This window comes from Streptomyces sp. NPDC001902, assembly GCF_042891295.1.
GTDB lineage: Bacteria > Actinomycetota > Actinomycetes > Streptomycetales > Streptomycetaceae > Actinacidiphila.
The window spans coordinates 1-18,759 of sequence record NZ_JBIATA010000054.1; the positions used below are offsets into that span (position 1 = coordinate 1).

Below are 18,759 nucleotides of genomic sequence, written 5' to 3' on the forward strand. Positions count from 1 at the left end.
CGGGAAGCTGGTCGAGGACGCCGTGGAGGTGGTCGTCGGGCAGCGGGGCGGGCAGCCGCCGACTGCCGGACAGCACGATGGAACGGGTGGGATCCCGGAAGATCAGCTTCTCGCGTCTGAGCGCCCGGAAGAGCGAACGGAGCAATTGTCGAGGCGGATGACGGTGGCGGCGGTGTAGCGGGGGAACCCGGCGTTGGCCATGACGCCGTCATGAACGTGATACTCCCGACCAAGACGCTGCAGGCGGCCCGTTTCCTTCTTGGAGGCGGGCCTGTCCAGGGGGCCGGTGCGGTAGTGCGAGCCGTGGTCGGCGGCGTCGCGGGCGGCGAAGGCGAGGTCGTGGAGGGTGAGGAGTTCGGTGTCGGTGATGCCGGGCAGCCAGCGGCGGCGGCGGGCGGAGTCTTGGGCGTGGATGGCCAGGACGTACAGGGCGGTCCGGTCGTCCAACGTGATCGGGTCGCGGGCGGGTTCGGGGGCGAACCGCAGGGTCACGGGGACTGGTTGCTGTTCGTGGCTGGCGGTGGCGGCAAGGGTCTGAGCAAAGTCGGTGTCGAGGGGGGCCAGGCCGCGATGCCGTTCCGGCCGCGCCACCATGCGGCAAGCGTGCGCTTCACACGTCCTCCTCGACCGTGAGACCTGCGGCCTCTTCCAGGACTGCCCACTGCTCGGCGCGGCGGCCGGCCGACAGCGGGATGTACTGCAGTTCTCCTGTCCGGCCCGGGCGCAGGGGCGGCACGGGCTGGCAGGGATGTTGCACGGGGCGAGGTGCTTGCGTCGCGCGCTGCCGGAGCACGGCAGGCGCGCGGTGGAAGGCCGGCCGCGCGGTACAGTGCCGCCCTCGGGAGGGGAGTGATCATGGAGCGCCCGCAGAGGGATGACGGCTTCTTCGGCAAGCTGGAGAGGTCCGTGCCCTACGTATGCTTCGCCGTCGGGCTCTGCCTCGTGGCTTGGGGCATACACAGGTATCTACACGGCAGCATCCCGCTTCGGGCTATCAGCGGTGTGGTCCTCGTCGTGCTTGCAGGCTGGGACATCTACAAGCGCCTCCGGGCTCGGAGGAATCGCGCTGCGAGCGAAAGCGCCTGACAAGTACCGCGACCCACCGAGTACCGGCTCGGGATGGCGATCAATCTTCGGGCTGCTCAGCAATTCCACGCCCGCGAGGGCTCACTCCAGGTCGTCCCTCGCAAGGCTGTCGAACAGCTCACCGAGCCGGACGGGACGGTCGTAGAGGTCCGGCTGGGTCAGTTCGTGGACAACGCCCGCCGCCGCGCCGGCAAGCTCACCGAGCAAAGGCTGGCGGAACTCGACGCACTTGGCATGCGCTGGTAGCAGCCGCAGCCGGGCCGCTCAGTCAGCCGGGCCGGGGCTCTGCACGTGGAGCCCCCGCGCGGCCCCTGTACGGCGCCGTGAGTCGTTCGCTGGCACCGGCGGGCGTGAGCCCCCTGCAGACCTACCTGAGAGGCGAAAGTGCCTGCTCAAGGCGCTACGCTCACGGTCATGTCAGACATAGGCCGAAAACTTGTACGGGCCTCTTGGGTCGTAGACCGGTTTCTGGGCGGTGAGCGCCCACCATCACGGACGCAGAAGTTCGCAGCCCGGCACCCGCTTCTCCTGACCCTTCTGGCAGGAACGGGCTGCGCCGCCTATTTCTTGGTACTGCCGGGAGTGCAGCCGTCAGATTTCGTCATCGCGCCCGTCGCGGGCTTCCTGCTCGGTGGCATCTTCGGACTCACGGCGCTGTACGAGCGATGCCGGCAACGCCGCCTGCGACGGCTGGGCCTGTGGACTGGTTCCTGAATGCCCAAGCGTCTGCAGCCCGGAACCAGTATGGGTTGCCGGTCGACGGCTCCGACGGCATAAGGAGTTTCTGACTGCTCTACGGCCGCTGCTCCAGTGCCTCACGTACCGCCTCCAGCATGATCTCCTTGTCTGCACCGAGCTCCCCCGCCTCGGTGACGAACCGCCGAGCCAGTTCGGCCAGTGCGGCCGGGTCCGGAGCGGTGGCGGACATGGGCAGCGATGCCACCCGCGTCCCCGCCCCGCGGCGGCTGGTGATCAGGGACGCGGCTTCCAGTTCACGGTAGGCCCGTGCCACCGTTCCAGGCGCCAGGCCCAGATCGGCCGCCAACTGCCGTACCGTCGGCAGACGCTCACCCTCCGGGAGACGACGCGAGGTAATCAGGGCAGCGAGCTGCGCGCGGATCTGCTCATACGGCGGGACATGGCTCGAGGTGTCGATCCGGACGACGGGACCACTCACCGGTGCCCCCGGGCCTTGGGTGAGATGACCGTGAACAGGCACCACGCCACGGTGACGAGGGCAATCAAGGCCGTCGGCCACAGCGCCCAGTTCCCGACCCGGCCGCCGGTGCCGTCGCAGGTGATGCCAAGCAGTGCGCCCGAGGCAGTGGACGCGGCGCCGAGCAGAGGAGCCGAGACCAGCAGACCCCACGCGGCGACGATCGCCAACGCGCGGTTGCGACGGGTCGCCTCGTCGCCGGGACGGCGGGCGATCCTGGTCAGCGACCACAGGCAAACGGCCGTCGACACGGCCAGCGACGCAAGGATGGGCAAGCCGTAGAACAGACCCGGCCAAGGCCCCGTGCTCACCGTGCTTCCATCCGGGCACGTGACGGCAAGGGAACGGCCGGCGCGACCCACGTCGTCCGGTGAAGCAAGCACGGCCGCCACCACCAAGAGGACAACAAGAAAAACAGCCTCGGCGACCAGCAGCAAAGTCATCCGCGGTGGCACGTAGTCGCGTACCCGACGAGGTGCCAGTCCCGCTGTGCGGACCGGGCCGTGCGGGCGAGCCGTGAGAACGTCCGCCACCAGCACTCCCGCAACGGCACACAATCCGAAAACGGGGATCGCGTACAAGACACCGGCCTCCCCGTCGTCCACTGCGTGCCCGACCACCCGGGCGGCAACTACCCCAACAACCAGACCTGCCCAGCGAAGGTAGCGGTCGGCTGCCGAACCGGTCGGCGCCACGTCAAGTACACGCACAACAAGCTCCTGGATGACATACGAACCGTGACCCAACACCGCTTGTATCAAGCGGTAAGTACAAGATGCAGCTCCGCCCGATCTTGTGTCAAGCCGTTGACACAACGGTGACCGGCGCATCCCGGACGATCACGCACCAGGGATCACGTGCACATCACTCCGCATACGGGCAGACCACAGCTCAAAGAACATCGCCAACGCCGGCTGTGGAACATGGGCCAGGACCCCCTGGCGCCCGCCGCATGGTCGCAGGCGACGGCCGATCGGGCCCTGACGCACTGGCTGCAGGGACCGTCGCCGTCCCGGACCGGGACAGTGCCCCAGGTCGTCAGGGTCGATGTCGTTCACCGTGCGTGCCGGCCCGCCTCGTCCCTGCCGCTGTCGAACTCGATCACCAAGACCGTCCAGCACCTCGAGGCGCAGCCCGATGAGGACTTCGGCACCATCCCAAGCCCGACCCCGACCTCGCAGCCAAACTCGTGGACCGTGCGGCTTCATCATGAGCGCCTACGCCTTCAGAGCAGTGGCAGGAGGCCGCTCGCCTCCGGAGCCCGCCTGTGGTGAGCGGCGGGCCGGGCTCGCGGATCACCCGGGACGCCTTCCACCGCCGGGAGGCCTGCAAGGAAGCGGCCGACGACGGGCGTTGGGCAAAGCGCATGGTCTGTCCGGCGGGTTCAGCCGCGAAGCCAGCCGAACAGTCCGTTGCCACGCCGCTCTCGTTCCCACTGCGCTTCCGCCTCGGCCCTCTCCCGGTCCAGGCGCTCACGCTGGCTGCGGCAGGACGGGCACTCGGCTCCGGGCGCCAAGGCGTCGCCCTGCCCGTCGTCGTAGTCGCCTGGATGGACGTCGGTGCCGCAGGACGGGCAGGGCCACATTGCTGCCCGGCGGCGGCGCTGTTCTTCCTTGCGTCGCTGCCTGCGGGCCTCCTTGGCCGCGACGCGGGCTTGTTCGGCAGCCTGCCGGGCGGCACGCCGCTGCTCGTCACGCTGCCGGTAGGCGCGGTGGTCGTCAGGGTTGTCCAGGGCGGCGGCCAGCGACTCGTGGACGCTGTGGCCGAAGCGCCACCACACCGGGCCGTGCGGGCCGTCAGCGGCCAACTGGTCCAAGGTGGTGACCAGGACGGGCACCGTAAAGTCGTAGGTGCGCCAGCCGTCTGGCGTGCCCGAAGCGTCGGTGTAGGGGCCGGAGTGCCAGGTGCCCTGCCAGTACGGGGCCGAGATGCGGGCCACTTCGCTGATGCGGCGCTGCAGGACTTGGGGGTTGACGCGTTTGGTGAAGACGATCGCCACCGGCGGGTAGCCCCCACGACGGGAGTCCTCCCACCGTGTCGACCACAGTGGGACGTCGTCCCCTACGCGGTGGCCGTTCAGGGTGCGCTGGAAGAAGCGGTGGTAGCGGGCGATCTTGCCCGCCAGCGCAGCTGCCGGTTCGGTGTGGTTGTCGACCTCCACGAACAGCACCGGCAGTTGGTCCTGTGGTGCAGTCAGCACCGCTCTGGCCCGGGGCCGCATCGCCCACACCGCCGAAGCGCTCCTGGCCACCGGCATCCAAGAACAGCACCTGATCCAGGCAGCCATCGCCATGGCCCGCAAACCCACCTGGTACGACCTCAGACGCCACCTCGAACACTGGACACCCCCCGCCCCACAACCCGCCACACGGCCCGGACACCCCGCCTACTGCAGGCAATGCGACCACGGCTGGACCACCGACCCCGACGGCCGCGCCCGCAAATGCCCCTGTCGCACCCAAGGACAGGCATGACCCGCCAACGCCCGCGCACCCTCACCGCCGGCAATCCCCCGCCAGTGCCGAACCCCAGCCTCACCACAGACCAGCAACTGAACCGTTCCGGGTATGATCGAGACTCTAGGTTGTGACTGTGACCTGGGGATTTGCGTTCTGTTGGTGGTAGGCGGCTTCGTATTCTGCGGGCGGGACGTGGCCGATCTCACCGTGCAGGCGGCGGTGATTGAACCAGTCGACCCACTCGGCGGTGGCCAACTCGACCTCGGAGAGAGTCTTCCAGGGCCGGGGCTTGATCAGCTCGGTCTTGAACAGGCCGATCGCCGACTCCATCAGGGCATTGTCGTAGGCGTCGCCGACTGAACCGATGGATGCCGCGATGCCTGCCGTATCCAGGTGTTCGGCGAGCTTGAAGGACGTGTATTGCGACCCGGCGTCGCTGTGATACACCAACTCCCCGGCGACATGGCGATGGCCCTCGCGGTCACGTTGCCACAACCCCATCTCCAGTGCGTCCAGTACCAATTGGGTCTCCTTGCTGGTGGCAGCGGACCAGCCGACGATGCGGCGGGAGAAGGTGTCGACGACGAAGGCGACATAGACGGTGCCGGCCCAGGCCGCGATGTGCGTGAAGTCGGCCACCCAGCACCGGTTCGGGGCCGAAGCCACGAAGTCGCGGTCAAGAAGGTCCGGTGCCCGCTCGGCCGCGTGGTTCTGGATCGTCGTGATGACCTTCTTGCCGCGGACTGCCCCGGTGATTCCCAGTTCCCGCATCAGTCGCTCGACGGTGCAGCGGGCCACCCGATGACCCTGTCGCTGTAGGTGACGCCAGATCTTGCGAGCCCCGTAGACGCGGTAGTTGGCATCGAACACCGCCTGAATCAGCACCTTCAACTCCACGTCTCGGTTGGCCCGTTGCGAAGGTGGGCGACTCTTGGCTGCGTAGTAGGTGGAGGGGGCGATGCTGAGACCGTGCTCGGTGAGCACGGTGCAGATCGGCTCGACGCCGCCGAAGCGGTTCCGGTACTCGTCGATGAACGTCACGAGCGTGTGTGTGGCCGGTCGAGCTCGGCCGCGAAGAAAGCCGACGCGGCCTTCAGAATCTCGTTTGCCCGCTTGAGCTCGGCGTTCTCCTTGCGTAGGCGCTTGAGCTCGGCCGACTCCTCCGTCGTGGTGCCCGGCCTGGCACCACTGTCGATCTGGTCCTGGCGGACCCACTTGCGCAGCGTTTCGGTCGTCCCGATCCCCAGTTTCGCCGCAACCGCCTTCATCGCGGACCACTCCGTGTCGTACTCGGGCCGCACCTCGGCGACCATGCGGACCGCGCGCTTGCGCAGCTCAAGGGGATAAGGGGAAGGACGTGCCATGACTCGATCCTCTCAAATGATCGAGTCCCCACCGAACCCGGAACGGTTCACCGACCGCATCAGGGTGCTGGGCGAGGACCACCCCGACACGCTGTTCTCCCGTAACACCCTCGCAAGCGCCTACCAGTCGGCGGGAAATTTGAGCCGGGCCATCCCGCTGTTCGAGCAAACCCTCGCCGATATGGTGCGCGTACTGGGCGAGGACCATTCCTTGACGGTAAAAGTCCGAAGCGCTCTCGCAAGCGCCGTCGCCGAACGCTAGGACGGCTGGGCGCCCAGGTTTCCTCCCGCTCAGGGCGCCGTCGCCCGCTGACCGTACGCCTGAAGCGTGCCGGGCCCACCATGGGTGCGCGCCCGCGCACTTCCGACTGCAAGCGATCACCAGCGCGGTCCGCTACCTCATCGACCGCTTCCTCCCCCAGCCGTGATGGCAGCGCACCGACAGAGTACTTCGGGGGTGTTGTTAGGGTCCGGAACATGGGTGTCGAAGTGAGCTGGACCTGCCGGGTGTGCGACCGGGAGATCGATTGGTCGGCATGGTGGAGGCCTCGCGGTTACTGCTCCCGCACGCATCGCTGGAAATGTGAAGGAGACCTGGCCGGCCGTGGAACCACCGCGGCGGCGCTCGGGGCCTGGACCGTCTTCGCCGACGAGGCCGGGTTCTCGATGACGCCGCAGTCCGCCGGGGCCTACGCCAGATCCCCAGGTCAGACCGCCAAGGTCGAGGCGAGTACGGGCGGTGACGGCGGCCGGGAGAGGGATACCGAAGCTGCCGCAGCAAGGGCTGCGAGCGGGGCATGGTCGTAGCGGCCGCCGGGCTCGCGCGAGTGGGGCAGCCAATCGGAGCGCTCACTTGAGGGCAGGGGATTCACCCCAGGCCGCTGCCCGGGGCGGGCGATGAGTCGGGAAGCTGGTCGCGGATGTGCTGACGATGGCACCTCACGTCGAAGGGCTCCCATTCAGTGCGCGCGTGATCCGCGGCCTCGTCGATGGCGTCGGGCAGCGCTGCTTGTGCCACCTCAACTGCTCCGCATGCGGCAGACCCCGATCGGTGGATGCAGGATGAAACGAGGGTTCAACAGTGGATACATTTATTATCGAGAGTTCAACCTTTCATGCGGGGCCGGGGGTTGCACAACCAAATCGTCCGGGGTTAGCTGGGTATAGGTGGTTAATCCGAGAGCCGCAGGCGTTCGCGTGAATGGGATTCCCCGCTTGTACAGCAACGCCGCCCAAGTGCCAGACACCTAGGATTGAGGCATGGGGACGCGGCCTAGCGCAGGCGGAACCGAAAGCAGCCTCGAGGGACATGATGTCAATCTGGTGCGTCGGTTCCGCTAAACGGGACAGCCGCCTTTCCGGGCGGCGCAAGCTCGGTCAAGCATCCAAAGGCAATCAGGAAGTACGTAGCCGTGATCAGTACTCTCAAGCGTTATGGCGCAACCGCCTTTGCCTCAGTGCTGTTGGCAGGGAGCATCGTCCTGCCGACCACGGCGGCCGCAGCCGATCCAGGCATGTCGATGAAGACGACCACACCAGCAGGGTCGGTCATCCGCCCCCAATACACCGACACCTTCACCGTCAGTCGCGACATCAGATTCAAAGGCGGCGTCCCGGTCGGCGGCTGGTCAGCGCTGACCCTACACTCCGACGGGACATATAACTGGACCGGACACGTGCGCAACTCAGGCGGCGTCGGCTACAACTACAGTGAGGCCTGTGTTATCCGCTTCCACACAGGCGAGACCTACATCTTCGACGTCCGTGGAACCATGGGCGGAATCCTCGGCGGTTCTCGCGACTTCAACTGGCAGAGGGATGGGAAACTGCGGACTCTTCCCAGAGTGTGGGACGAGGCCTCGGGCTACACGCCGAACTGCTCGGCGCGAGCCAGTCTCGACGTTGCCGGCACAATTGAGTCGGCGAAGGACGGCATTCCCTACGTCATGACGGTCCTCGCAATCGTGGGCGCGTGACTCCCGTGGAGGGGCGGCTGCGGTGCGGTCAGCCCACGGAGGCAGAACCCAGCACAGCCACGCCCCAAAGTAAGGCTCTGGATAGTCGTCGTCCTGACCTCGGATGCCAAAGGAGGGCGAAATTATGGGGAGTACTCTCAAGCGTCATGGTGCTGTAGTCGTTGCGTCGGCTCTACAGGCGGCGGGCGGGATAGTGCTGGATGGGGTAGCGGTGGCGTGTGTGGCAGCCGCCCCTTGGTTCCGTTCCCGGCGCAGACGCCGGACATCAGCGGGCTTCGCGCTGCTGACGGTCCTCTCCGTCGCCGCCCTGATTCTGGGTACCGCCCCACAAGCCCAAGCCGTGATCAGCGTGAACCCTGAGGCGGCCACAGCTTTCGGCAAGTGCATGAACACCTACCGAGCCGAGGACGGCAGCGGCGACCCCCTCGGTATCGTGCGGTACCTCGAGTTCTCCCGGCACAAGGTGCTGATCGACCTCAGCAACGGCGACACAGGCACGATGCCCGTCGACGACCGCTGGGACAAGGCGCAGAACGGGTCGGGCACCGACAGCATCATCGCCTGGAACAGCAAGGACATCCGGCCCCTGAGCGACGGCACCCCAAGTGAACCTTGCGCGCAGCTGTATCACGAGATGGCTCACGCACTGGACATGTCCCGTGGCACCCTCAACCTGCACTGGTGCCGTGGAGCCCCCCGCATACAGACCGATGAGGTCGTAGCCGTCTTCGCGGAGAACGCGTACCGCACATACCGAGGCATGCCCGTACGTACCGCGTACGGTACCGAGTCCGGCCCAGCGCAGCTGCCAGACTCCGTGGACGACTGCTAGGCGTTGGCGGCCGTGTCAGCGGTATCCCAGCAGGTGCCGTCCACCGCCACCAGCCGCAGCCCCCGCCACCACGCTCCCGGCGTGCGCTCATCGGCAAGCGGCCACGTAGTGGCGGCGAACAACACCCGCAACGGCTCCGATCCCAGCCGGTCCCGAGCCCGAAACAGCGACGACTTCGCCGGGACCTTCCACGCCCCGCCCGCCCCGGCCCGCACGCAAACCCTCGACTAGGTGCCGCTAGGCCGGCAGCAGCCGTCTGCGCTGCTCGGTCCGACCGCACGCGGCAACGACCCGATCCACCAGACCCGGCAGATACACCCAGGTCAACAACCCAAGACCAGACAACTCAGGCAGAGTCTCAGTCACCGGCACCACCCCCAACACCACCCCAGCAGCCTACGTTCAAAACCTAACGCAACGACATGACTTGGTTGGTGATCTTGTTCGGGGTGCTGACGGTGGGGCGGCGGGGTGCTTCGCCGGAGGCGTGCGGGGTGGCCTCGGGTTCCGGGGGTGGGTGCGGTGTCGTTGCGGCCGAGGAGTTTCCAGCGGATTCCGGCGAGGACGGTGCGTACGGCGTGGGCGGCGCGTCCGAAGGGGACGTCGGCGATGCTGGTGCGCGACCGGCTGGATGTGCTGTTCGAGGACGAGGAGTTCGCGGACCTGTATCCGTCCGATGGCCGTCCGGGGTTCTCGACGGGGCAGTTGGCGCTGGTGTCGGTGCTGCAGTTCGCCGAGAACCTGTCCGATCGCGCCGCGGCGGATGCTGTGCGCACGAGGATCGACTTCAAGTGCGCGCTGGGCCTGGAGTTGGAGGATCCGGGGTTCGACTACTCGGTGCTGTGCTCAGTGAGTTCCGGGCCCGGCTTGCGGAGGGGGATGCCGCTGACCGGCTGCTGCGGGTGATGCTGACGCGGCTGGTGGAGGCCGGGCTGCTGAAGTCCGGGGGGCGCCAGCGCACCGATGCCACCCATGTGCTCGCCTTCGTGCGCAGGCTCAGCGGCCTGGAGTTGGCCGGGGAGACGCTGCGGGCCGCGCTGGAGGAGCTGGCCGAGGCCGACGGGGACTGGCTGCTGCCCTTGATCGAGCTGGAATGGGCCAAGCGCTACGGGCGCAAGGTGGAGATGTACGGGGTGGCTTTCGCCGGTTACCGGCGACCCTTCATCGTTTTCGATGCCGCAAGTCGCGCCTTCGAGCGAGTGGGTGCAGTCTGGAATCAAAGGTTGCCTCACGGCGCAGTGTTAGGTCGAGACGAACACACAGCGGAGCGCGCCATTCCGGTGAAAGCCGCGTGAAACCGCGCAAGTTCCCCTGACCGCGCCTCTGCGTGACCGACGACTCCCTGATGGCAGGTTATCGGTCACACGAGATCACCAGTGCGGCAACGCTTCCAAGAAAACACGGCGGAGCGTCCGCAGTTCTGCGTGGCGCAGAGATGTGGCGCTCCTTGAGTCAGTTCAGGCAGAACTGGAAGTGACACCATGACGCTCACCCCCACCCGTGAGTTCACCCGACCGATCATCCGGGCCACCTCTGAGCAGATTACTCGAAACTCTTCGGTGGCGAAGCTCCAGCGTTCCCTCGCCGAGTTCGGAGAGGCCCGGCTGGCCGAAATGCAGGATCACCACCGACTTCCCGCCGACCTATACCAAGGTTCGCCGAAGGGGCTCGGTGACGGTGCGACCGTAGAAGCATTCAAGAGCGAGATGCTCGACGGGCTCATCAACCGGCTTCGGCCAGAACTCGGCCTGCTCAAGCTCGACATCCACCGCGGGACGCAGGTAATTGCGCCCCCGTACGATCACAGTTGGAACACGGGCCTCGGGCAGCCCTGGTCGGATGTCGAAGGAAGTATGGTGCTCCTCGGGGGTGACCAATTCTCCGGCGCAGGCTTCAGCTTCTTCGTCACGGCCCAGGAGGATGCGGCTGTGGCGGTCATCCCGCAGGGGACGTACGAGCACTCATTCTTCGACCTTCAGACCGATCCCAACGTGCAGACAAAGGGCGGAGCTGGCGCCATCGTCTACAAAGGCGGCTCCGCGATCGTGGACTCGAAGGTCACTTCGTGGAACCGGACCGGCATTTCCCCTAGCACTGGGGAGACGGTGAACATTGCGATGGCCGACGTCACCGGAATCTCGGGCGGACCCTTCGCCGGGCCACGTCTCTTCCCGGTCTTGTTCGACGTGACTCAAGGAGAGACCTACGAAGTCTGGATTTACCTGTGGAACGCGTGTGCCAACACCGACGGGACACCATTCTTCTGTGCTCAGACTGGCAAGGTCCCGCTCGTCACGGTCGAGGCCGGTCCGCCTTTCGTCCTGCATTGAGCTTCTTCGAGCGGGCCACCGATCGGGTGACGTCCGTGAAGCGCAACGAGCGAGGCCCCCGGGCAGTTGATCGAGATGTCTAACGTCTCAACCACGCTGCTCAGGGGCCTCGTTGGTCATCTATCCTGCCTGTGAGAATGGGGATGCTGTCCCGGGGTGCGGTCTGGCCCATATCCTGCCTGGCTCGCTTGTTGATGCCCTGAGTGCGATCTGCCGGCTGCATCCCGGGCGGTGCGTGCGCCACCGGGCTGGGTTCGTGTCCAAATAGGGGCTTTGCTGCGGCATCGTCACAGGTCTGACCGCTCTTCCCGTCCGGTGGCTGGCAATGCCCTGACCAGCGGGAGGAGAGACAAGCCCGTGCTCACTCCAGTTACGGACGCCGACCAGGCCGAGGTCGTTGTCGGTGTCGACACTCACAAGGACTGCCACGTGGCCGTGGCTATCAGCATGCTCGGTGTCGTGCTCAACACCGGGTCGTTTCCGGTATCGGCTGCTGGCTACCAGCAGCTGCTGGACTGGGCACGCGCCAGCGGCCAGGTGAAGCGGGTCGGTGTGGAGGGCACTGGCTCCTACGGAGCCGGCTTGACCCGAGCCCTGCGGGCCGCCGGTGTGGAAGTCCTCGAGGTCAACCGGCCGAACCGGGCGTTACGCCGACGCCGGGGCAAGACTGACGTGGTGGATGCTGAGGCCGCCGCTCGGGCAGTGCTCAGCGGTGAGGCAGTAGTCGTACCCAAGAACGGTGAGGGGCCCGTCGAGGCTATCCGGGTCCTGAAAATCGCCAAGGACTCCGCCAGCAAGGCTCGGGTCCAGGCCGTGAACCAGCTCAGGTCGGTCCTGGTCAACGCCGGCTCGCGGGTGCGCGAACCTCTGGAGCACCTGTCCTTGCCTCAACTCATCCTGCGGTGCTCCGCAGGGAGCTGGAACGGACTCGGGCCGGCAGAGACGGCTGTCATGCACACACTTGGTCGGCTCGCCCGGCGTGTCCAGTATCTCGACGCGGAGATCAAGGACACCGTGAAGCAGATGACATCCTTGATCCAGCAGACGGCACCCGACCTGCTGCGGGTGCAGGGCATAGGGCCGGACTCGGCCGCCGCGTTGCTGATCGCGGCGGGCGACAACCCTGATCGGCTGCGTGGCGAGGCATCCTTCGCCGCTCTTTGCGGGACCAGCCCCGTCGAAGCGTCCTCAGGCAAGACCCGTCGCCGTCGGCTCAGCCGCGGTGGCAACCGGCAAGCCAACGCCGCCTTGTTCCGAGCAGTGCTTTCCCGTCTGCGGTGGGACCCTACGACCCAGAAGTACCTGCAACGGCGAACCGCAGAAGGCCTGTCCAAACGAGAGATCATCCGCTGTTTGAAGCGTTACCTCGCCCGAACCGTCTTCAAGATTCTCCAGGCCAGCCTTCCCTTGCCCAGCGCTACTTGTAATCCATAGGGGCATCGCACTCGACCTGCCACATGCGCTCGTGGAGTGGGTCACCATGCTCATCGTCACCCGTGAGGGTGACCGGCGCTGCAAGCTCCGTCCGTCCCAGCGCGCGATAGTGGCACTGGTGTACCTGCGCGAGCACACCACCCTGGCGAAGGTCGCTGCCGGTTTCGGGATCAGCGAGTCCACCGCCCACGCGTACACCAGCGCGGTCATCGACCTCCTCGCCGACCGTGCACCGGGCCTGCTGAAGGTCCTACGCGAGCAGGATCCGGACTTCGTCCTCCTGGACGGCACGCTCGCCGAGTGCGACCGGGTCGGCGAGGACGGGCCGACTACTCCCACAAGCACCGCCGGCACGGGGTGAACGTGCAGGTAGTCACCGATCCGGACGGCCGGCTGCTGTGGCTCTCGCCCGCGCTGCCGGGCCGCTCCCACGACCTGACCGCTGCCCGCACCCACCGGATCATCCGCATCTGCGAGCGCCAGGGCGTCCCCATCTTGGCCGATCTCGCCTACCAGGGCGGTGGCCCCTGGCTGACCACGGGCATCAAACGCAGGCCCCTGCGGGAACTCACCCCTACCGAGAAGACCGTCAACCGGGCTCTGGCCGCGGCACGGGCACCAGTCGAACGAGGCGTGGCCTGCCTGAAGTCCTGGCGGATCTTCCGCAGGTCCCACTGCAGCCCCAACCGCATGACGTCAATCGCCAAAGCCATTCTCACCCTGGAGCGGCAACGCTGAAGAGCCTCACTGATCGCCGATCTTGCCGACGACGTGGCGCCCGGACGGAGTGAGCTGCGCCGACTGGATGACGCTGGCCACGTCCTTGACCTGCTTCGCGCGCTCGCCCGCGGTCTTGTCGCTCTCGGGCGTCGCGGCGGGGGCGTGGACACGGCCGTTGCGCCAGTCACCCAGGACGCCGTTGACGCTCGGCTTGTCGTCCGGGATGGGCTCCGGGTCGTCCTCGTCGCCATGGGTGGGAGCCTTCGGGGTGACGCCCGGGTGGCCGTTGTCGCGGTGGTCCAGGCCGTCGCCGCGCTGCGGATCGGCCTCGCGGGCCGCGTCCTCCTTCTCGCCCTTGCCCCGGTCCTTGGTGGGGCGGGAGCCGTCGGGACGGGCCACCATCGTGAGCCGGTTGGCGTACATCCGCTCGTGGATGCCGTTGTCCAGGCGCTCCACTTCGACCATGTCGGAGCTCAGCGCGCGCACGACGCGGGCGAGGCCTCCGCCCCACAGGCGGGCGATGCCGCCCGTCTCGACAAAGCGGCCGCGGGAGTCGCGGGGGTGCAGGGCCGGGTTCCACGCCCTGCGGGCGATCTTCGACTCGAAGGCGGCGGGGGCGGCAGCAGCGGGGCGGCGGAGCGACATGCCGCGCACCATCGAGCGCCGGCACACCTACCGTCGCGCGCTCACCCTCCCCACCCGACTGTGACCCGCATCACCCCGTAGTGGCGTAGCGTCCGGCCAGCGTGGGTACGGACTCCGCGCGTCCGATCAGGGCGTCGGCGGGTACCATGCCGCGGGCAACCTCAGCCCGGCAGGCAAAGGCCCCAACGAGATCAGCCCACGAGGTGCCGCCCCCGTCGCTGTAGAGAAGACGACCTTGCCGCCTCGGAACTGCGCCCTCTCGAAGGTGACTATGCCGCCACGGAACTGCGCCAGGTCGTAGGTGACCGTGCCGCCACGGAACTGCGCCATTGCGTAGGTGACCGTGCCGCCATGGAACTCCGCCAAGTTGTAGGTGACCTCGCCGCCAAGGAACTCCGCCCCGCCGAAGGTGACCTCGCCGCCATGGAACTCCGCCCCGGCGAAGTCGACGTCGCCGCCAAGGAACTTCGCCACGGCGAAGGTGACCTTGCTGCCACGGAACTGCGCCCCAATGAAGCCGACGACGCCGCCACGGAACTGCGCCCTAACGAAGGTGACCGTCCCGCCTCGGAACTGCGCCCTCTCGAAGGTGACTATGCCGCCGTTGAACTGCGCCGCGCCGAAGTCGACCATGCCGCCGTTGAACTGCGCCGCGCCGAAGTCGACCATGCCGCCGTTGAACTCCGCCCCGCTGAAGTCGACCATGCCGCCGTTGAACTCCGCCCCGCGAAACCTGACCTTGCCGCCACTGAACACAGCCTCGGAGAAGTCTCCGCCGTCGAAGACGACGCCGGTGAAGTCCAGGTCGTGGCCTTGCCAGGAGTGGGGGTGCTCGCGGGGCAGGCGGAGGTGATGGGTCATGATGCGGATGATCGTGTGGCGGACCTCGCGCAGCGCCAGGAACGCATGCCGGGCGTTCGTGTCGCCGGGAGGTAGGTCGGCCTCGGCGGTGTAGGGCATGCGGAGATAGGCGCACAGGACGTCGATACAGGTCTGGCGCAGGTCGCGGGTGGGCGCGTCGTCGGCGAGTCCGGCCAGTGCGTGCACGCCGCCCAGGCGCACCGCGCTGGATTCCTGGCCGAGCTGCGAGACGGCGGTGGTGAAGCGTTCGGTGTGCAGCCGGGTGTCTTCCCGTCGGGCGCCGTCCTCATCGACGCGCTGACGCCGGTAGGCGACGACCAGGGCAACCAGCGCACCGGCCCCGGCGACCACCCCGAAGGACAGCTTCACCAGGTCGAACAGTGTTTTGGAAGTGAGCTTGTGTTCGGGTTTGAGGCCTTGGACGCCGAGGAGTTCCCACCCGGTGATGAAGACCGTGCTCGCCACCGCGAGCGCGGCGCAGAAGCTCAAGGCGACGGCGGTCCACAGTCTCAAGCCGCGCTGTCCGGTCCTTCGACGCCAGGGCAGATTCGGTGTCATGCACCATCTGACTGCTCTGGCTGATGATCCGGTTGCAACTGGACGCCTCGCGCCCCGCACCCTCGCCGCCAGGCCTGAGTCACAGCAGGTGGGGGGCTTCCCACAGGGTTCGGGTGACGTTGTCGACAACCCGCGACTGGCGCGGTCTGCTCGCCTCCCAGCCCCACCACGCCAGCCTGCAGCCTGCAGGCTCACCGCGTAGCCGTGCACGACCTGGTGGTTGTCGGCGTCGCGCGCCGGCGGGAGGAGCTTGGCCGCATGGACGTGGTCGTAATGGGGCTAACTGATCGTTTCAGAATAAGATCGGCGTGTCGGCTGGCAGGCAGTGATCTTCGTCGGCAGGGTCTGCGGGGTGTCCGATGATCTTGTCCCTGATGACCTGTGGGAGCGCATAGCCCCGTTGCTGCCGCCGCAGCCTGAGCGAAGGCACCGGCACCCAGGCCGGCTTCGGGTGCCTGAGCGCATTGCGCTGGCGGGCATTGTCTACGTGCTGCGCAAGGGGGTGGCCTGGAGGGACGTCCCTGCTGGCGTGGTGGGGTGCTCGGGCGTGACCGCCTGGCGCCGTCTGCGGGACTGGACCGAAGCCGGAGTCTGGCCCCGCCTGCACGCGGAGCTCCTTGCCGAACTGCGCAAGGCCGGTTTGCTCGAGATGGACGACTGCGCGATCGACGCTCCCATGTCAGGGCCCTCAAAGGGGGGACCACGTCGGGCCTTCGCCGGTCGACCGAGCCCGCCCCGGCTCCAAGCACCACCTGATCGTCGACCGCCGTGGAACCCCGCTGGCCGTGTCCGTGACCGGCGGGAACCGGCATGACGTCACGCAGCTGATCCCGCTGCTGGACGCGATCCCCCGAATACGGGGACTTCGAGGACGCCCACGCAGCAAGCCCAAGCGACTGTTCGCCGACCGCGGCTACGACTACGACAAGTACCGCCGCCTGCTATGGAAGCGCGGCATCAAGCCCCTCATCGCCCGGCGCGGCGTCGCCCACGGCTCCGGCCTGGGCAAGACCCGCTGGGTCGTCGAGCGCACCTTCGCCTGGCTCCACCAGTTCAAACGACTCCGGACCCGCTACGAACGCCGCGCCGACCTTCACCAGGGCCTCCTGGAACTCGCCTGCAGCATCATCTGCCTCCGACGACTCCGCACGTCATTCTGAAACGATCAGTTAGGGGGCGTACCTGTACCTCCCGGCGCGACGCCCCCGCACTCCGCGGGTGTGTTTCCCAGACGCCAGGTGACGTGACGCGCAACGTCCCTAGACTCACGGCGCATGGAGTCCGAAGTCCTCGCGGCGCTCATCGCCACCCCTACGGTTCTCGTGACTGCGGCTGCAGCTTGGGCGGCTGGGCGCGCGCAGAGCCGCGGCACCTACCACGGGGCGGTGGACGCCGTCCGACGTGAGGGCCAGCGCCAGGCGTACGCCGACCTCTATCGCGCTGCCAACCAGTTCATGCGCACTTGGGAGGCAGCTGACGAAGCTTTGATGATCATGGGGCCTGCACGTGAGGGTATGGAGACCCCGGAGGAAGTCCGCGCCCTGTTCCCCCCATTGGTCAAAGCTCATTACCTGGTCGAGCAAGCAGCGGACATGGTGCGTCTGGAAGGTCCGGAAGACCTGGCGCGGCTCGCCGAACGCTTGTGGCGTAGCACCTCGGATCTCGTAGGGCGAAAGCTAGGTCCTGGAATGGGGACCACGGTTGCGTTGCTCAGCGCCAACATGGTCGCACCGGAGATGTTGAGCGCGAGGACCAAGGCCCTGGCCGAATTCAAGGATGCACACACTGCGCTGCTGCCGACAGCACGGAAGTACCTGAACGGTGGCCCCTCAGCCTGAGGTGACGTGACGCAGCAGTGCCGACGGGTCCCACGTCACGTCACCTCACCGCGTCAGGCGGGGCGTCGGGCGGCCAGGGCGCGCTCGAGTTCGTCGAGGATGGCCACGATGTCGTCGATCTTCACGTAGGAGATCGTGACGGTGCACGTGCCGTCGGCGTGGACCTTGATCCAGTACTCCACGTACGTCGACTGGTCCTCGTAGCCGTACTCTCCCGGGTCCGTCGGGGCCGTCGGCCGTCGGCATCGGGTCCGCGGTGGCCGGCGTTGGTCGCAGGCCGGGAAAGCCGTCGCTGACAGCGCGTCTGGCTGTTGGGACCGGCGGAGCGTGGACGGCGCGGCGATGTTGTGTCGCGCAGCGGCCGCCGTGAGGGGGGCCGCACGCGCGTCCGGCTACAGGTACAGGATCAGCAGCTCCGCGCCCCGCGGACCGCCGTTCAGCGGCACTCCGGTGAGCAGCACGGGAACGGGGCGGATCGCTGTCATGGGCTTGCCTCTCGTGAACGGAGCGCCCCGGGCGGGGAGCTTCCACCCCTTCCGGCAGCACTCTCCCCGGGAAGGACAGCAACGGGCCCAGAAACGGCTACGCCTGGCCTCCGCCGCACGGGCGGGGCCGGGCGCTGGGGACTCAATCGGCGCTCAACTTTCACCGCCTTTGCCTGGCTACTTTCATCGGCAGTCGGCAGGAACTGAAGCAGCTGACTTACCGAAGCGTGAGCCCCTCGAACTGTTCTTCGAGCAGCCGGATTACCCCGCAACAGCCCAGGACTGATCCAGGAGCGAGAGGAAGTAAGCATCACGCAAGGCCAGCGGCACAGCGGATCCAGCTTCGCCGGCGTCCCTTCATCACGCTATGTCGTGTCTACAGACACGACAGCTGTCCCGCAGCTGACAGTAGGGAGGTTCTCATCAGCACACACTGCGGACCGTGAGCCGAGGGCCTAACGCCGGCCCTGGACCCGGCGCCAGCGCCCAGGCGGCGCTGGACCGCCCTTCCTGCCGCATGCTCTGCGCTCCGCGCACCGGAGGCCCTTGGGGGCCTCCTGAGCAGTTGCCCCTGACAAGGTGCACCATCGTCCTGGCTGGAGGAAGAAGCCGCTGACGGAGTTGCTGCTGTTGATCGACCACGTGCCATCCCAGCTGGGGCCCGCCGTACGACAAGGCCCCAGCCACCCGCAACTCGACTGCTGGAAGCGGGGCCATCTTTGCTTGGTCGCCTCAGAAGCTCAGCTCGAAGTTGTCCTTTTTGACAAAAAGCAACTCCTTTGCCTGAAACAGCTCGGAGCGTGAGGGGCGGGACCTACGGCCCCAACCGGGGCCTACGCGGCCCCGGACCCCACGCCAGCGCCTAGGTGTATTGCCTTGTGAGGTTGGGGACGCGGCTGGCGGGTGGTTTGCCGTTCAGCGCGGTGTGTCCGCGGTGGTGATTGTAGGTGTGCAG

General features: G+C 67.3%; 21 protein-coding genes and 1 pseudogene. 12 read left to right on the forward strand and 10 right to left on the reverse strand.

Annotated elements, in window-relative coordinates; translation table 11 throughout:
- Positions 1-102: 102 nt before the first annotated feature.
- Both ACFYYN_RS43005 and ACFYYN_RS43010 read right to left on the reverse strand, forming a co-directional pair.
- Positions 103-594: a hypothetical protein gene (locus ACFYYN_RS43005; RefSeq protein ID WP_500550142.1), complete on the reverse strand. Its 492-nt coding sequence runs from the start codon at positions 592-594 to the stop codon at positions 103-105.
- 16 nt (positions 595-610) lie between these two features.
- Positions 611-757 (reverse strand): hypothetical protein, encoded by a 147-nt coding sequence (locus ACFYYN_RS43010; RefSeq protein ID WP_500550143.1) that lies wholly within the window; start codon positions 755-757, stop codon positions 611-613.
- Positions 758-855: 98 nt separating this feature from the next.
- Between ACFYYN_RS43010 and ACFYYN_RS43015 the strand changes: the two genes are divergently transcribed.
- Together ACFYYN_RS43015 and ACFYYN_RS43020 are read left to right on the forward strand one after the other, a co-directional pair.
- Positions 856-1,086, forward strand: a complete 231-nt coding sequence (locus tag ACFYYN_RS43015; RefSeq protein WP_500550144.1) for a hypothetical protein — start codon at positions 856-858, stop codon at positions 1,084-1,086.
- 33 nt (positions 1,087-1,119) lie between these two features.
- Positions 1,120-1,332, forward strand: a complete 213-nt coding sequence (locus tag ACFYYN_RS43020; RefSeq protein ID WP_500550145.1) for a helicase associated domain-containing protein — start codon at positions 1,120-1,122, stop codon at positions 1,330-1,332.
- A gap of 547 nt (positions 1,333-1,879) precedes the next feature.
- On the opposite strand, the gene ACFYYN_RS43025 is transcribed toward ACFYYN_RS43020, so the two are convergent.
- The 4 genes from ACFYYN_RS43025 to ACFYYN_RS43040 all read right to left on the reverse strand — a co-directional run bounded on the left by ACFYYN_RS43025 (position 1,880) and on the right by ACFYYN_RS43040 (position 6,125).
- A complete protein-coding gene (locus tag ACFYYN_RS43025; protein ID WP_500550146.1) occupies positions 1,880-2,344 on the reverse strand; it encodes a GntR family transcriptional regulator in 465 nt (154 codons plus the stop codon).
- Positions 2,260-3,063 carry a hypothetical protein gene (locus ACFYYN_RS43030; protein WP_500550147.1) on the reverse strand — a complete coding sequence of 268 codons (804 nt, stop codon included), beginning with the start codon at positions 3,061-3,063 and terminating at the stop codon, positions 2,260-2,262. Before ACFYYN_RS43030 ends, ACFYYN_RS43025 begins: the two co-directional genes overlap by 85 nt.
- 623 nt (positions 3,064-3,686) lie before the next feature.
- A complete protein-coding gene (locus ACFYYN_RS43035; protein WP_500550148.1) occupies positions 3,687-4,502 on the reverse strand; it encodes a hypothetical protein in 816 nt (271 codons plus the stop codon).
- 379 nt (positions 4,503-4,881) lie between these two features.
- Positions 4,882-6,125 (reverse strand): IS3 family transposase gene (locus ACFYYN_RS43040; protein WP_500550149.1). Its coding sequence is split into 2 segments (ribosomal slippage): positions 4,882-5,843 and positions 5,843-6,125, totalling 1,245 coding nucleotides; the frame shifts between segments, so codons are not numbered across the junction.
- Between the two features lie 16 nt (positions 6,126-6,141).
- Here ACFYYN_RS43040 and ACFYYN_RS43045 point away from each other — a divergent pair.
- From ACFYYN_RS43045 to ACFYYN_RS43055, 3 genes are all read left to right on the forward strand, one after another.
- The gene (locus ACFYYN_RS43045; RefSeq protein ID WP_500550150.1) at positions 6,142-6,387 is read left to right on the forward strand and encodes a tetratricopeptide repeat protein; all 246 of its coding nucleotides are present in this window, start codon (positions 6,142-6,144) and stop codon (positions 6,385-6,387) included.
- Positions 6,388-7,537: 1,150 nt separating this feature from the next.
- Complete coding sequence (locus ACFYYN_RS43050) at positions 7,538-8,101, forward strand: hypothetical protein (protein ID WP_500550151.1); 564 nt, start codon at positions 7,538-7,540, stop codon at positions 8,099-8,101.
- 385 nt (positions 8,102-8,486) lie between these two features.
- A complete protein-coding gene (locus ACFYYN_RS43055; RefSeq protein WP_500550152.1) occupies positions 8,487-8,933 on the forward strand; it encodes a M91 family zinc metallopeptidase in 447 nt (148 codons plus the stop codon).
- Here ACFYYN_RS43055 and ACFYYN_RS43060 read toward each other — a convergent pair.
- Entirely contained in the window at positions 8,930-9,148 is a 219-nt protein-coding gene (locus ACFYYN_RS43060; protein ID WP_500550153.1) for a transposase domain-containing protein, read from the reverse strand. The two genes, ACFYYN_RS43055 and ACFYYN_RS43060, sit on opposite strands and share 4 nt — an antisense overlap.
- 394 nt (positions 9,149-9,542) lie before the next feature.
- Here ACFYYN_RS43060 and ACFYYN_RS43065 point away from each other — a divergent pair, with 394 nt between their 5' ends.
- The 5 genes and pseudogenes from ACFYYN_RS43065 to ACFYYN_RS43085 all read left to right on the forward strand — a co-directional run bounded on the left by ACFYYN_RS43065 (position 9,543) and on the right by ACFYYN_RS43085 (position 13,435).
- Positions 9,543-9,839, forward strand: a complete 297-nt coding sequence (locus tag ACFYYN_RS43065) for a transposase (RefSeq protein ID WP_500550154.1) — start codon at positions 9,543-9,545, stop codon at positions 9,837-9,839.
- The gene (locus ACFYYN_RS43070; RefSeq protein ID WP_500550155.1) at positions 9,839-10,228 is read left to right on the forward strand and encodes a hypothetical protein; all 390 of its coding nucleotides are present in this window, start codon (positions 9,839-9,841) and stop codon (positions 10,226-10,228) included. The genes ACFYYN_RS43065 and ACFYYN_RS43070 overlap by 1 nt, the downstream gene beginning before the upstream one ends.
- 186 nt (positions 10,229-10,414) lie before the next feature.
- Positions 10,415-11,263, forward strand: a complete 849-nt coding sequence (locus tag ACFYYN_RS43075; RefSeq protein ID WP_500550156.1) for a hypothetical protein — start codon at positions 10,415-10,417, stop codon at positions 11,261-11,263.
- 357 nt (positions 11,264-11,620) lie between these two features.
- Positions 11,621-12,697 (forward strand): IS110 family RNA-guided transposase, encoded by a 1,077-nt coding sequence (locus ACFYYN_RS43080; protein ID WP_500550157.1) that lies wholly within the window; start codon positions 11,621-11,623, stop codon positions 12,695-12,697.
- A gap of 46 nt (positions 12,698-12,743) precedes the next feature.
- Positions 12,744-13,435: pseudogene (locus ACFYYN_RS43085) on the forward strand (transposase).
- 6 nt (positions 13,436-13,441) lie between these two features.
- Here ACFYYN_RS43085 and ACFYYN_RS43090 read toward each other — a convergent pair.
- Complete coding sequence (locus ACFYYN_RS43090; protein WP_500550158.1) at positions 13,442-14,062, reverse strand: hypothetical protein; 621 nt, start codon at positions 14,060-14,062, stop codon at positions 13,442-13,444.
- Between the two features lie 126 nt (positions 14,063-14,188).
- On the reverse strand, positions 14,189-15,481 hold the full coding sequence (locus ACFYYN_RS43095; protein WP_500550159.1) for a pentapeptide repeat-containing protein: 1,293 nt from the start codon (positions 15,479-15,481) through the stop codon (positions 14,189-14,191).
- 352 nt (positions 15,482-15,833) lie between these two features.
- Between ACFYYN_RS43095 and ACFYYN_RS43100 the strand changes: the two genes are divergently transcribed.
- Positions 15,834-16,641 (forward strand): IS5 family transposase gene (locus ACFYYN_RS43100; RefSeq protein ID WP_500550160.1). Its coding sequence is split into 2 segments (ribosomal slippage): positions 15,834-16,156 and positions 16,155-16,641, totalling 810 coding nucleotides; the frame shifts between segments, so codons are not numbered across the junction.
- Between the two features lie 114 nt (positions 16,642-16,755).
- Positions 16,756-17,319 (forward strand): hypothetical protein, encoded by a 564-nt coding sequence (locus ACFYYN_RS43105; protein WP_500550161.1) that lies wholly within the window; start codon positions 16,756-16,758, stop codon positions 17,317-17,319.
- 53 nt (positions 17,320-17,372) lie between these two features.
- Here ACFYYN_RS43105 and ACFYYN_RS43110 read toward each other — a convergent pair whose 3' ends face one another.
- Positions 17,373-17,501 carry a hypothetical protein gene (locus ACFYYN_RS43110; RefSeq protein ID WP_500550162.1) on the reverse strand — a complete coding sequence of 43 codons (129 nt, stop codon included), beginning with the start codon at positions 17,499-17,501 and terminating at the stop codon, positions 17,373-17,375.
- Between the last annotated feature and the right edge of the window lie 1,258 nt (positions 17,502-18,759).

Coding starts and splice junctions, on each gene's coding strand:
- ACFYYN_RS43095 (WP_500550159.1), bottom strand. CDS start 15,481: ATGACACCGAATCTGCCCTGGCGTCGAAGGACCGGACAGCGCGGCTTG.
- ACFYYN_RS43070 (WP_500550155.1), top strand. CDS start 9,839: ATGCTGACGCGGCTGGTGGAGGCCGGGCTGCTGAAGTCCGGGGGGCGC.
- ACFYYN_RS43090 (WP_500550158.1), bottom strand. CDS start 14,062: ATGTCGCTCCGCCGCCCCGCTGCTGCCGCCCCCGCCGCCTTCGAGTCG.
- ACFYYN_RS43015 (WP_500550144.1), top strand. CDS start 856: ATGGAGCGCCCGCAGAGGGATGACGGCTTCTTCGGCAAGCTGGAGAGG.
- ACFYYN_RS43065 (WP_500550154.1), top strand. CDS start 9,543: ATGCTGGTGCGCGACCGGCTGGATGTGCTGTTCGAGGACGAGGAGTTC.
- ACFYYN_RS43055 (WP_500550152.1), top strand. CDS start 8,487: ATGAACACCTACCGAGCCGAGGACGGCAGCGGCGACCCCCTCGGTATC.
- ACFYYN_RS43075 (WP_500550156.1), top strand. CDS start 10,415: ATGACGCTCACCCCCACCCGTGAGTTCACCCGACCGATCATCCGGGCC.
- ACFYYN_RS43105 (WP_500550161.1), top strand. CDS start 16,756: ATGGAGTCCGAAGTCCTCGCGGCGCTCATCGCCACCCCTACGGTTCTC.
- ACFYYN_RS43045 (WP_500550150.1), top strand. CDS start 6,142: ATGATCGAGTCCCCACCGAACCCGGAACGGTTCACCGACCGCATCAGG.
- ACFYYN_RS43005 (WP_500550142.1), bottom strand. CDS start 594: ATGGTGGCGCGGCCGGAACGGCATCGCGGCCTGGCCCCCCTCGACACC.
- ACFYYN_RS43020 (WP_500550145.1), top strand. CDS start 1,120: ATGGCGATCAATCTTCGGGCTGCTCAGCAATTCCACGCCCGCGAGGGC.